We start from the raw sequence: 12971 nt of genomic DNA on the forward strand, positions 1-12971 counted from the left end.
TGTTGCGCGACGGCCGGTGCGCGCGCCGGCTGCGGCGGCGTGACGGGTTCGACGCGCACACGCGCTTTCGCATCCAGCTCGCGATGCAGACGACAATACGTCGCGACCGTCAGACCGAGCGCGACGCCAAATACGAGTCCCGAGAAACGCGGCCCGAGCGGATTGCCGCCGATCGACGTGGCGGGCAACGCGGCGAGCAGCAGGATCGAGCGCCCGAACACAGGCAGGAGCGGCGCGCCGGGGCTTTTCGCGCGCCATCGCCGGTAAGCGAGCGCGCAATGCGCCAACGTCACGAGCACAGCAAGCGGCAGTCCGATACCGAACAGGATGCCGCCCGCAAACAGCTGATACATCCAGAAGTTGTGGCCTGCCGCCCATTCGCGGATCGCATAGAAGTCCTTCTCGCTGATCTGGCCGGCCAGATCGGGCAGATACTGCGGCGAGTAGCGATAGTAGTGGCCGTAGCCTTCGCCGAGCAGCAGCGACTGCGTCGACGAGGTGACCTGGTCGAACTGGTCCTTGATTTCGGCCAGACGCGTGATCGTGGTCGGATCCTTGCCCGTCTGCGTGTTGGAGGCGGCCGTGAAACGCTGCATCCAGTGTTCGCTGACGGACGGCAGGCTCAGCACGGCGAGCGCGCCAATCGCGCCGAGCACGACGCTCACGATAAATGCGCGCAATGCCGAGCGCAGCAGATAGCGCAGCGATGGCGCGCTCATCCACGCGGCCATCATGAACAGCAGCACCGTGCCGACCAGCAGGCTGCGCGTGACGCTCAACAGCTCGACGAGCACCGTGCCGGCGAACACCGCGAGCATGAACGGCGAAAAGCGCCGCGCCAGCACGAATTCGTGCAGCAGTACGCCTTGCAGTCCGAGCAGCGTCACCGAGACGATCCGGAAGCGCACGTCGGCAATGCCGCCCATGCCGCCGCCCGTCGCGAGGCCGAAGATGAACGTAAAGACGAGACAGATCAGATTGGCCCAGAAGAGCGCCTTTTCCATCTGCCCGATGCGCTGTTCATGCCACGGATGGACCGCCATCGCGTAACCGAGCAGGAATAACAGGAACGGCAACACGACACGCAGATAATTGCCGAAATCGTTGTCCTGCACGAGTTGCGATATCAGGCTGCCCGGCACGCTCAACACGAGGCAGAACGTGACGAAGCGGCGTAATGGCGACACCTGCTTGAAGCGCGGCGCGATGAAGATCAGCGCGACCGCGGCGGCGAGCACCGGCGCGACGAGCAGAATCTGCGCGGCGTGGCCCGAATCGGCGTCTGGCGCCTTGTAGTCGAGCGCGAGCGGGCACAAGCACATCCAGATCCACAACGTAGCGTACCTGTTGTTACGCATCGACGAATCTCCCTCTCCCGGTGCGATGTAGTCAGCGTGTCACGGCAACGCGCGCCACTGTTCAGTCTGAATATAAATGGATGGCTTACGGTGAAGTCCGGCGCAGGCGAAATACACCTGGGTTCTGGCGGGGGCAAACGATGCAGGCAAAGACCTTTGGTCAGACGGTTTGACATGCCCGTCGATGCTGTCCGACAACGACGGCAACTTGGCGTGCGAGAGCAAGGCCAAGCAAGCAACATGGCTGCAGTATCGTGCGAAAAAGTGCCAGTTTGCGCGGCTTTTCAGGCCGCACATAGCAACGGCGCGCCCGCACGACAAGGCAGTGGATCTCCACGTGGCGGCTCACAAAGAACGATCAGCAAACGACGTCGAAGGGGAACAGGCATGAAGCTATTCGGCAGCGCGCAATCGATGACGCGGGGCAGGTCGGTCGAACTCGACTTCGTGCGCGGCATCGCGATTCTCGCGGTGATGGGGTACCACTTCCATGTGAATCAGACGGGCAGCGCGCTGATCTCGATCATCGAGTATCCGCTGAAGAGCTTTGGTCGCGAGGGCGTGAACCTGTTCTTCACGCTGAGCGGTTTTCTGGTCGGCGGGCTGCTGCTGCGGCAGTATGCGGAGACGGGCCACGTCGACGCGCGCCGCTTCATCGTGAGGCGGATGTTCAAGATCTGGCCCGCGTATTACGTGCTGATCCTCTTCCATACGATCGCGGGCCGCCATCCGCTCGATTCGTTCCTGTGGCAAAACCTGACCCACCTGCAGAACTACTTCGGCTCGTCGATCTCGCAGACGTGGAGTCTCGCTGTAGAAGAGCATTTCTATCTGTTCCTGCCTGCCGTGCTGCTGCTGTTCGCGCGCTGGAAAATGCGCGCGGGTTCGATTATCGGCGTGCTCGGCGGCATTTGCCTGATCGTGCTGATCGCGCGCTGTCTCGAAGTCGCGGGCGGCGATCTGCAGGCGGCGTTCTTCTATACGCAGTACCGGATCGACAGTCTGCTGTATGGCGTGATACTCGCCGCGATCTACTGGATGAAGCCCGAAATCTATCAGGGCATCGCGAAGCGCACGTACTGGCTGCTCGCGATGGTGGCGGTGCTGGTTGCGTGGCTCGTGCTCGCCACCAAGAACGAACCGCTCGACGAAAGCATCGGCTACACGATCCAGGCGATCGGCTATTGCGCGTTCATCGTGCTGATGCTCGAGCATTCGGGCAAGGCGCGCGAGTCCCGTGCGTATCGGGCGATTGCGTGGCTCGGTGTGTATTCGTACGGGATCTACCTGTGGCATTCGCTCGCGCTCGCGCCTGGCGACATCGTGATCCGCAAGACCACGGCGCTCGGCTTGCCGCCCGCCGCGATCTGGTTCATCGCGCTGGCCGCGCAGGCGGCTGTCGCGATCATCGCGGGATATGTGATGACCCGCGCCGTCGAGTATCCGTTCCTGCGCTTGCGCAATGCGCTGTTCCCGGCAAAGCGCAACGCATCGGTGCGCGAAGAAATGCCCGTCGGTGGGCAGTTGTCCTGAGTCCGGCACATTCCATGCTGTAACGTGCTGCACGCGTCGCGTGCACACAGGCGGGCGATGCATCCGGCCCGCAAGGGGAGGTTTTGCGTGAGCTTCACAGGAACGCTGAAATGGCTCGACCGTTTCAGTCATCGCTGTGTGGAGCGGACACGTGCGAGCACGGCGGCTGTGCATGCCGGTTCGCACGCCGCTGCGCACGCCGCTACACACGTTTCGTCAGTCGCTACCGCAACGCGTGCGTCCATCACCCACGCGGCACGCGACGACGCCCGCATCGCCGCGCTCGATGCGGGCCGTGCGCTTGCCATCGTCGGCGTGATTTTCGTGCATCTCAGCCTCTACTTGCCTGCGCTGCCGCCGTGGCTGCGGGTCATCGCGGGCATGGGGCAATATGGCGTGCAGCTGTTCTTCGTGATCAGCGCGGTGACGATCATGTTCACGCTCGAAGACGAAGCGAGGCGCTTCGGCGACCGCCACTCGCTGATCGCGCGGCGTTTCTACATCAAGCGTTTCTTCCGGATCGCGCCGCTGTATTACGTCGCCATTGCTGTCTATTCGATCGGTAATTTTCTGGCGGAACGTTTCGACGCGCAGGTCACGGCGCCGCATAGTGTCGCCGATGTCGTCGCCAATCTCGTCTTCATTCATGCGTGGGTGCCAGGCGCCATCGATACCGTGGTGCCGGGCGGCTGGTCGATCGGCGTGGAGATGTGCTTCTACCTGTTCGCGCCGCTCATCTTCGTCGCGACGCGCACGCGGCGTGGCTTGTGGCGCACCGCGCTCGCGCTGCTGGCGTTGAGTGCCGTCGTGCTGACGGCAGGCGCATGCGCCGACGACGCCTGCACCGTCGAAAACAACTCGTTCCTCTACTACTGGCCGCCGACGCAGTTACCGTGCTTCGTGATCGGTTTCGTACTCGCGCGCTACGGCAGGCGGCTGCTGTTACGCGACGGCATGAAACTGTCGATGTTCGGCATGGCGTGTGCGCTCGCTGCCTGCGTCGTGCTGCTGGCGCTGCTCTACGCGACGGGTTCGGGGCTGGGCCTTGCGCACTGGCTCGCGCCGACGGTGGCCGCATGCGCGGCGGCCGCGTTTCTGTTGCTGTTGTCGCAAATGCCGCGGCGCTATCCGGGCGAGCGCATTGTCGCCGCGTTCGGGCAGAACAGCTACGGGCTCTATGTCTGGAGCTTCGTCGCGATCCTGATGGTGCGCGCCGCGTTGAAGACGCCGCTTGATGCACTCGACTTTCGCGAGCCCGTGCTCGGCTTCGCGATTGCGGCCGTGTTCGCGTGCGGCGCGAGCTATGTGGCCGCACGGATCAGCGCGGTGCGGATCGAGCGTCCTTGCTCGCAATGGGCGCGTGAAGTGCTGTTGCCGCGCGTGGCAAGCGACAAGCGCATGCAGCGGGTAGGAAGCGAAACGTCGGAATGAATAGCGCGCTTGCGACGCGCTACCGATGCATGGAGTCTTCTCTGTTTTGACGACGCGCGCGCTGCTTCACACGCGCGTCTCGACAGCCGCCGTGATCGCCTGGCGCAGCGTCTCCTTGAACTGGCCGAGCGTGTTGCGCGCGAGCAGATGATCGAGGGGCCGCTGATGCTTTTCGCCGCGCTCCCACTGCGCGGCGATCTCACCGAGCGCGCGCGTGATCGATTCCGCCGACAGATCGTCCAGACAGGGCCCGAGCTTGCCATCGCGGCAGAACCAGCCGATCAACCCATCGCTCGTCGCGATCACGGGCTTGTCGAAGCGGTAAGCCTGCACGAGCACGCCGCTCATCCCGTAGTGGCCCTTGTAGCCGAGCCAGACGACATCGCATGCCGAGAACAGGTCGCGCTCCATCTCGTTCGAAATGAAGCGATCGAGGATCACGGGCGCGGGCTTGAGGATCGGAATGAACGCGCGCATAAAGCCGCGAATTTCCTGGTCCTGTTCGCCTGCGAGCAGCAGCGTCGGCGCGTCCTTCATGCCGGCCAGCGCTTCGGCCAGCTCGCAAATGCCTTTGCGTTCGGTGATCGAGCCGTACACCAGCAGATAGCGGCCAGCGGGATCGAGCCCGAGACGCTCGCGCGCGACGAGCGGGTCTTCCGCCTTCGCATCGGGGAACGGATCGGCGACATATGCGACGGCGGCGCCGTGCTTCGGCTTCGCGCGGCCGACCCACTCGGACAATGTCGGATCGATCGACAGCAGCGTGCGTAGTCCTTTGGTATGCACAGCGCGGCGAAACAGCAGCGACTTCAGCGTATTGACGAGCGGGCGTCCCGGCGTGCGCACGCCGACCTTGCGGTGATGGAAGGTCGCGCGCATCGTGATCGCGATCCACGGGGTCCGGCCGAACGGCGAGCCGAGCAAGGGCAGCGCGTGGAAGAAGTAATCGACATACGGTACGACGACCAGACGCACGCGCTCAGCATGCTTGACGGAGTCGTAAGCGAGCTTGAAATAGGCATGAAAGCGCGCGTAGCTGACGCGCCGGATACCGCGGCTGTCGCGCCGGCTTTCAGTATCGACGAATGCGATCTGCAGATCCTCGCGATTGGCCGACATGATCTCGCGCGCGAGGCGATGATCCTCGTTCGAGTTCTCAGTGACGACGAGCACGGGATAGCCTGCCTCGAGACAGGCCTGCGCGATCCATTCGACATAACGCCACCGATGCCCCGTGAAATTCGGCTCGATGATGACGACATAGCCGAGTCTCGCGGCATCGGCGATGGGTGGTTCAACGGGCACGAGATGGGTAGCACGTTCCATGGCGATCTTGAGGAGCAGCCTTGCGATCACCTTAGCATCAGCCCTTCGCCGCGAACCGACAATTTCGCCAATTGTTTGGCGACAACAGACAGCCGGCAGGGCCCGGTTGCCGAATCTGACTGACAGATGGCGTCCGTACGCGAGTGTGGCGAGTTACCTTGAGGGACGGCGTGCGCGAGTCGGCGGCGAGATTGTGCCTGCCCGTCTGGCGCGTGCACCAGCATGCGCAACGGGTCGCGGCAGTCCCGCGTCATCACGTGTTCGCATGGAATCGGAGAAGCGCGCTACCGCGCGTGCTCCGTCGGTCGTCAACAGGGAGAAAAAGATTGCGGACGATGAGGCTACCGGCGTTCTCGTTCAGGGCTGGCCTGGGTTCGAGCGCAGCAACATGGGTGCTGTTGCAGCAGGTGTTGATGCGCGGGCTCGTGGCCGTCAAGTTTCTCGCGATCGGCCGCATTCTCGGGCCGGAAGCGATCGGCAGCGTGAGCGTGGCGCTGCTCGCCGTCGCCATTGCGGAGGCGATGTCGGACACGGGCCTGTCGCAGGCAGTGATCCAGGGCCAGGCCGCGCCGACGCGCGATGAACTCGGCGCCGTCTGGACCACGCTCGCAACGCGTGGCCTGATCATAGGCGTGGCGCTCGTTGCAATCGCGCCGCTGATGAACAGCCAGTTCCATCTGGGCGGCGCGCTGCTGCTGTTGCAACTCGCCGCGCTGCTGCCGCTGTTGCGCGGCGTCGCGTCGCCGGCGTATTACGTCGTGCAGCGCGAGCGGCGCTTTCAGCATGTTGCGCTGATCGAAGTGTCGGCGGCTTTTGTCGACTGCTGTTGCGGGCTTGCGCTCGCGCTGGCCGGTGCGGGTGCTTACTCGGTGCTGCTCGGGATGATCGTCGGCGAGTCGCTGAAGACGACGCTCACGTGGGTCACGATGAGCCCGCGTCCGCCGATCCGTTTGCGCTGGTCGGGCATTGGCCATTACATCGGATTCAGCCGCTGGATCTGGGCAGGCAGCGTCGTCAATCTGATCCTCAACCAGTTCGACAAGGTTGTGGTCGGCAAGCTGCTCGGGCCCGCGCAACTGGGCGCGTATCAGATGTCGTCGCGACTCGCGCAGATGCTGCTCGCCGATGCCGCGATCGCGATGTCGCAATACCTGTTTCCGACTTTCGCCGCGCGTCATCGCGCTGACCCTCATGCGGCCGCAAAGCTCTTCAAGCGCTATATCGGCGTGATTGCGCTCGGGCTCGTGCTGGTCGTGATCGTGCTGCGGCTCGCCGCGCAGCCGCTCTTCGCGCTGATCCTCGGACCGGCCTGGCTGCCCGCCGTGCCGCTCTTCAAGATCTTCGTGATCAACATGGCGATCGGCGCGCTGATCGCGGTGCTGGTGTCGTATCTGCGGGCTGTCGGCGACGCGAAGGCGACGACGCAGGCTTCCGTGATCCAGGTCTTCGTGCTGCTCGCCTGCGTGCCGCCCGCGACGCACTACTGGGGCGTCACGGGCATTGCATGGGCGATGACGGTTGGCCTGAGCTCGGCGGCGGCGTGGATGACGTACCGCACAGCGAGGGTCATGTAATGCGGATACTCCATCTCGTGCTGGAGCCGCGTCTGTCGGGTGCCGAGGTGCTCGCGAAGGATCTCGCCATTCATCAGCAGCGCGACGGCAGCGTGGTCGGCGTGACGGCGCTGATGCCGGAGCGGCCCGACTTCGTACCATTCACGCGCGAGCTGGTGAGCCACGGCGTCGAGTGCGTGTTTCCGGCGAAGCGCGCAAGCCTGCCCGGCAAGCTGATGCATCTGGCGGGAGTGCTGAGGCGTTTTCGGCCCGACGTCGTGTTCGCGCATGCGACGATCCCCGCGTTCTATGCACGCGCGCTGCCGAGCAGGGTGCCCGTGGTCTACGTGATGCATTCGGCCGTCAACGATTTCGAGCGCAAGCTGTTTCGCAACGTCGAGCGCGTGCTGTCGTCGCGGGCGCGCGCGGTGATCGGCGTGTCGCCGGCGAACGTGCGGGACTATAAGGACTGCGTGGGTTCGCATCCGCTGGTGACGCTGATTCCGAATGGCGTCGACATGTCGCGCTTCGCGTTCGACGACCGGCCGCGGGCAGGCGATACGCCGCCGCAGATCGTGCAGATCGGCCGGTATACGTCGGTGAAGAACCAGTTGCAGACGGTGCATGCGTTTCGCGAGGTCGCGACGCAGACGGCCGACGTGCGGCTGCAACTGTATGGTGTGGTCGAAGACCCTGCCTATCTCGCGGCAATCAGGGATCTCGTGAAGAAGCTAGGGCTCGAAGACCGCGTGAGCGTGGATGGACCGCATACGGATGTGAGCGGCGTGTTGCGCGCGTCGAGCGTGTTCGCGATGCCGTCGCGTTCGGAAGGGCATAGCATCGCGTTTCTGGAAGCGTTGGCGTCGGGGATTCCCGTCGTCGCGAGCACGATCGCGCCGTTCCAGTTCGCGAAGACCTTGCCGGCCGTGCAACTCGTCGATACCGACGACACGGCCGCCTATGCAGCCGCGTTACTCGGCGCGCTGGCGCAGCCGAAGATGCCGAGGTCGCTGGCGGGCCTCACGCTGCAGGACACGGCACAGCGTTATCTCGCGGTGGCGCAGCAGGTGATCGGGGCGAGGGCTTAGCAGGCGCGATATCTTGCCTGCCTGGGAAGCGTGCCGCCCGGGCACGCGGTGCTACAGGCTCAGGGCTTCAATGCCGCGCGAACGATCTCCGCGAGCTTTCTGCCGAGTGTCGGCGAATTGAGCTGCTGATACTTCGAATAAGCCGCGGCGCCCGCTGCGCGCATCGCTTCAGGTGGCATCGTCCAGACGCGGCGCAGCGTGTCCGCGAGCGCATCGACGCCGCCTTCGCGCGGATAGAAGAAGCCGGTGCTGCCTTCTTCGACATAGCCCGGTTCCGGGCCCATGTGACGCTGCAATTCGTCGTGCACGAGAGGCGGCAGGCTCAGCCCGAACATGTGTACCACGCTCAATCCCGCCGCGCCCGGATAGCAGCCGATGCGGCACTGACGGCTGATGGCGGCGATGCGGCTTTCGTCGAACACGGGACCGTACCAGACGATATAGTCGCGCTCGCCATACATGCGCTTGAGCTGCGCGCCGTGCTTGCCGCCGCCGACGAGATGCAGCGTGATCTCATGATCTTCGCTGCGAAGCCGGCCCACGGCTTCGATCAGCGCATCGACGTTCGAGTCGTCGCGTAGCCGTCCGAGGAACAGGATGCCTGTTTCCTTGCCCGATTTTTCGGCGGGATCGACGGTGTGTTCGACGGTCAGCGAGTTATCGGCCACGATCAGTTTCCCGGAAGGACAACCGACGCTTTCCAGCGAGCGCTTGGAGGCGTCGGTGTAGCAGATGTACTGCGTCGAGAGCGCGACGGCGACCCGGTAGCACAGCGCCCGGATCATGCCGACGTCTTCTTCATGCCTGTAGAGCCCCTGACCATGGATCAGGACGGGGATGCGCATCGCGCGGCCGGCCATCAGCGCGAGCCACAGCGACAGATAGCGGATGTCGGCGAACATCAGCACGGCAGCGGGGCGCTCGCGCACGATTCTTCCGACGACTTCGCGTTGCATGTTGATGCCCGGCGAAAAGACGTGGTTGATCTGCGTTTCCACGAACTCCTCGCAGGCCGGGCTTTCCCGCGAAAACCCGCTCGATTCGATGCCCGCCGAACTCGCGAAGAGCTTGACGGAAAACAGCCTGTTGAGCGACTCGACGACCTCCATCCGGTAATGGGCGATCAGCGGCTGTACGTAGAACACGGTCCGCTTGTCAGCGGTTGCCGTGCTTTTGCCCAGCGACGCGGTACTCCAATCGGTAAGCAGTTTGTCGGTCACCGGATCAACCCTTCGCAGGTTAGTGATGCGCTGATGATTGAAGGTCGCTTGAATTATGCAGTAGACAATTCGCTTACGCGGATTAATTGGCCGAAATTGACTACGCGAGAGGGTTTATTGTCGGGAAAGTACTATTTTTTCTGAATTCTGTTTCGATTATCGCTGATGCGGTGCAGGAGTTTCTCGCCGTGCATGCGTGTGGTGCAAGCCAGGCAAGGGTTTGGGATTGTTGAAGCGCGCGCATCGATAACTGTTAAAACATATTCTTTCTCAGCGACTTTCAGATTTAATTGCGGATTTTTATTGGCGTGTGACGGGATTTTGCAATTGAATCCGTTCAGTAAATATGGCGCAGTGTTAATGAAATGAAACCGCGATGGGTAAATTTTTCAGGTGCGGACGCGATGGTCAGGAGAACGGATGAGGGCGATGCGTGGGTGGGGCAGCAGGGAAAACGTCTGCGCGATGAAGCAGGAATGAGGCAGAAAGCGGGCCACCAAATGAAAAAGGGCTTAGCCGAAGCTAAGCCCTTTAGAATCTTTTGGTAGGCCGTACGGGATTCGAACCTGTGACCAACGGATTAAAAGTCCGCTGCTCTACCAGCTGAGCTAACGACCCAAAAGAGAAGCGAGATTATAGCGACACTACCGAAAGCTGTCAACGAGTCGAGCTGTTTCCGCCAGCAAAAGAAAAGCCCGGAACCGTGAGATTCCGGGCTTTCCGGCGAGAGGCGCGCGTATCGATTCTGATGTGCTTCGTGACAAAGCGTCGACACTGCGCGTTGACTGCATCCAGCAAACCGACACAACAGACGTCCGACTCATGCCGGACGTCACGACATCACTTGATCTGCGAAAGCTTGCTTTGCGCCGACTGCGCGACATCCGAGCCGCCGTATTGCGCGACGATCTGTTCGAGCGTCTTCTTTGCGGCAGCCTTCTGGCCTTGTTCGAGCTGGTTGTTCGCGATGGCGAGCAGTGCCTCCGGCGCGCGCGGATGCTGCGGATACTTCTGCACGACGCCTTGCCACACGGCCGTCGAGCCCTTGTAGTCGCGCAGCGCGTACAGCGCGTTGCCGAGCCAGTATTGCGCCGTGGGCTGATACGGGCTTTGCGGGTACTTCGCGATGAAACTGCGGAACGAAGTCGCCGCGTTCTTGAAGTCTCCGCTGCGGAACTGCTGCGAAGCCGCGTTGAACGCGTCCGTTTCACCCGGCTGCACGGAGCCCTCGACGCCATCGACTGTCTGCTGCTGCGGCTCGAACTTCTTCAGACGACCGTCGAGATCGGTGTAGTAGTCCTTCTGCTGCTTCTGCAACGTGGCGACCTGGTTGGCGAGATCTTCGTTCTGCCCACGCAGCGTCGCGACCTGCTGGTTCAGCTGGTCGAGGCGGTTGGACTGATCGAGGATCGTGCGTTGAGCCGCTGACAGCTGGCTCGACAGACTATCAGTCTTGGTGCGCAGATCGAGGATCGCCTGGCGAGCCTGATCGTCGTCGAACATGCCTGCATGAGCGGGCAGGGCCATCACGGCCGATCCCGCGACGCAGGCGGCTGCGGCCATGCGCAGCCAGGGAAAACGGTGCGTCATACGGCTTGTCACCTATTACTGTTGATAGACGAGGTCCGCGCGGCGATTCTGCGCCCACGACGCTTCGTCATGACCCGTTGCCTGCGGCTTTTCCTTGCCGAGGCTCACAGCTTCCATTTCCGAATCCGGCACGCCGAGCAGCGACAGCGAACGGCGGACAGCTTCAGCACGCTTCTGGCCGAGTGCCAGGTTGTATTCGCTCGTGCCGCGTTCGTCGGTGTTGCCCTGGATCAGGACGTGACGTTGCGGGTGGCTCTTCAGGTACTGCGCGTGTTGCTGCAGCAGCGGCTGGTAGTCGTCCTTGACCGAGTAGCTGTCGAAATCGAAATAGATGCTGCGCTTGGCCAGCGGGCTGTTCGGATCGTTCAACGGATCGACGTTTACCGTGGCGACATCGTTCGGGTTGGGTTGCGCGCCAGTTGAGCCACCCTTGTTGGCGTTTTCGTCGAGCTTCACGCCCGAATGACATGCAGCCAGTGCACCGACCATACCCACGGCAAGCGCGATACGAAGTTTGGACATCATGCTTTACTCTCCTAGTGTGTTATTGCATAAACGGGCCCCAGGAAGGCTCGCGTACGGTGCCTCCCTGAACGGACAGGACCTGCCGCGTCCGACCATCTGTCGATACTGCGGCCAACACGCCACGGCCGTTCACCTGAGTGGCGTAAAGGATGTACTGACCATTCGCCGCAAAGCTCGGCGATTCGTCATGTGTGGTATCGGTGAGCGCCGTCGCGACGCCCGAACCCAGATCCTGGATATACAGCTTGAAGCCCCCGCCCGTACGCGAGATGTAAGCGAGCTGTTTGCCGTCCGGGCTCACGCGCGGACTCGTATTGTAGTTGCCCGTGAAGGTCACGCGCTGCGCGCCGCCTGCGGACTCGCCGCCGGCCGGCATCTTGTAGATCTGAGGCTGGCCGCCGCGGTCGCTGGTGAAGTAGATCGACTGGCCGTCAGGAGAGTACGACGGCTCGGTGTCGATCCCGCTGCTTTGCGTGAGGCGACGCAGGCCGCTGCCGTCGGCGTTGACGGCGAAAATCTGCGTGTTGCCGGTGCGCGACAGTGCGACGGCGAGTGTGCGGCCATCAGGCGACCATGCCGGCGCGCTGTTGTTGCCTTTCTGGTCCGACACGACGACGCGGCGGCCCGTGGGCAGATCGTGGATGTAGACGATCGGCTTCTTCTTTTCGAACGAGACGTACGCGACCTTCGTGCCGTCCGGCGACCATGCCGGCGAGATGATCGGCTCGGGGCTGGACAGGGCGATATGCGCGTCCTGGCCGTCCGAATCGGAAATCTGCAGCTGATAGCGGTTGCCCGTTTTGATGACGTACGACAGGCGCGTGGCGAACACGCCGCGGCCGCCCATCAGCTTCGCGTAGATGTAGTCGGCGACCTTGTGCGCGCTCATGCGCAGGCCGCTTTCCGGGCTGACCAGTTCGAGGCCGCCGAGGCTTTGCTGATTGACGGTGTCGTACAGCTTGAAGCGGACCTGGTACTGGCCGTTCGGCAGCTTGGTGACGCTGCCCGCGACGAACGCGTTCGCGCCCTTTGCCTTCCACGCGCCGAGATCGACGGAATCGCCTTCCGAAACGGGCGCACTGCCGGCGTCGATGTTGGTGAATTTACCGCTGCGCTGAAGGTCCTGGCGGACGATCGTACTGATCTGCTGGGGAGAATTTGCCTCGTTGGCAAAATTTGCCGTGGCAATCGGGAACTGGGTGGACCCGACGCCCGTCACGAGGACGTTGAGTTGTGCATGGGCGGCACCGCCGGCGGCGATCAGACATGACGCTACGAGCGCTCGCAGGCCTAGCTTGGTCATCAAACTCATTCTGTATAGATTCCCCAAAAACGAATTTCTAACAC

Annotated in this window: 10 protein-coding genes and 1 tRNA gene; 4 read left to right on the top strand and 7 right to left on the bottom strand. The window is 62.8% G+C overall.

The genetic code is table 11. The annotated features are described in order from the left end of the window. A partial coding sequence (locus G3O01_RS20205) for a hypothetical protein (RefSeq protein ID WP_205806911.1) occupies positions 1-1358 on the bottom strand: 1358 nt, incomplete at its 3' end. Positions 1359-1745: 387 nt separating this feature from the next. Here G3O01_RS20205 and G3O01_RS20210 point away from each other — a divergent pair. Beyond that, positions 1746-2891, top strand: coding sequence for an acyltransferase (locus G3O01_RS20210; protein ID WP_205806912.1), 1146 nt, complete (start codon positions 1746-1748; stop codon positions 2889-2891). A gap of 87 nt (positions 2892-2978) precedes the next feature. After that, positions 2979-4322 carry an acyltransferase gene (locus G3O01_RS20215; protein ID WP_205806913.1) on the top strand — a complete coding sequence of 448 codons (1344 nt, stop codon included), beginning with the start codon at positions 2979-2981 and terminating at the stop codon, positions 4320-4322. A gap of 66 nt (positions 4323-4388) precedes the next feature. Here G3O01_RS20215 and G3O01_RS20220 read toward each other — a convergent pair whose 3' ends face one another. Further along, a complete protein-coding gene (locus G3O01_RS20220; RefSeq protein WP_205806914.1) occupies positions 4389-5648 on the bottom strand; it encodes a glycosyltransferase in 1260 nt (419 codons plus the stop codon). Between the two features lie 326 nt (positions 5649-5974). Between G3O01_RS20220 and G3O01_RS20225 the strand changes: the two genes are divergently transcribed. Continuing rightward, entirely contained in the window at positions 5975-7222 is a 1248-nt protein-coding gene (locus G3O01_RS20225) for an oligosaccharide flippase family protein (protein ID WP_205806915.1), read from the top strand. After that, a complete protein-coding gene (locus tag G3O01_RS20230) occupies positions 7222-8289 on the top strand; it encodes a glycosyltransferase family 4 protein (RefSeq protein WP_205806916.1) in 1068 nt (355 codons plus the stop codon). Before G3O01_RS20225 ends, G3O01_RS20230 begins: the two co-directional genes overlap by 1 nt. Before the next feature lie 59 nt (positions 8290-8348). Here G3O01_RS20230 and G3O01_RS20235 read toward each other — a convergent pair whose 3' ends face one another. From G3O01_RS20235 to tolB, 5 genes are all read right to left on the bottom strand, one after another. Further along, complete coding sequence (locus tag G3O01_RS20235; protein WP_205806917.1) at positions 8349-9509, bottom strand: glycosyltransferase; 1161 nt, start codon at positions 9507-9509, stop codon at positions 8349-8351. Between the two features lie 542 nt (positions 9510-10051). Further along, a tRNA-Lys gene (locus G3O01_RS20240) sits at positions 10052-10127 on the bottom strand. Between the two features lie 222 nt (positions 10128-10349). Then, the gene (gene ybgF / locus G3O01_RS20245; RefSeq protein WP_205806918.1) at positions 10350-11099 is read right to left on the bottom strand and encodes a tol-pal system protein YbgF; all 750 of its coding nucleotides are present in this window, start codon (positions 11097-11099) and stop codon (positions 10350-10352) included. A gap of 15 nt (positions 11100-11114) precedes the next feature. Beyond that, the gene (gene pal, locus G3O01_RS20250) at positions 11115-11624 is read right to left on the bottom strand and encodes a peptidoglycan-associated lipoprotein Pal (RefSeq protein WP_205806919.1); all 510 of its coding nucleotides are present in this window, start codon (positions 11622-11624) and stop codon (positions 11115-11117) included. A 19-nt stretch (positions 11625-11643) separates the two neighbouring features. Next, positions 11644-12936 (bottom strand): Tol-Pal system beta propeller repeat protein TolB, encoded by a 1293-nt coding sequence (gene tolB / locus G3O01_RS20255; RefSeq protein ID WP_205806920.1) that lies wholly within the window; start codon positions 12934-12936, stop codon positions 11644-11646. Positions 12937-12971: the final 35 nt, after the last annotated feature.

Origin of the sequence: Burkholderia sp. Ac-20365, assembly GCF_017104715.1 — a bacterium.
In the GTDB taxonomy this organism is placed as follows: Bacteria; Pseudomonadota; Gammaproteobacteria; order Burkholderiales; family Burkholderiaceae; genus Paraburkholderia.

Coding starts and splice junctions, on each gene's coding strand:
- G3O01_RS20210 (WP_205806912.1), top strand. CDS start 1,746: ATGAAGCTATTCGGCAGCGCGCAATCGATGACGCGGGGCAGGTCGGTC.
- ybgF (WP_205806918.1), bottom strand. CDS start 11,099: ATGACGCACCGTTTTCCCTGGCTGCGCATGGCCGCAGCCGCCTGCGTC.
- G3O01_RS20220 (WP_205806914.1), bottom strand. CDS start 5,648: ATGGAACGTGCTACCCATCTCGTGCCCGTTGAACCACCCATCGCCGAT.
- tolB (WP_205806920.1), bottom strand. CDS start 12,936: ATGAGTTTGATGACCAAGCTAGGCCTGCGAGCGCTCGTAGCGTCATGT.
- pal (WP_205806919.1), bottom strand. CDS start 11,624: ATGATGTCCAAACTTCGTATCGCGCTTGCCGTGGGTATGGTCGGTGCA.
- G3O01_RS20230 (WP_205806916.1), top strand. CDS start 7,222: ATGCGGATACTCCATCTCGTGCTGGAGCCGCGTCTGTCGGGTGCCGAG.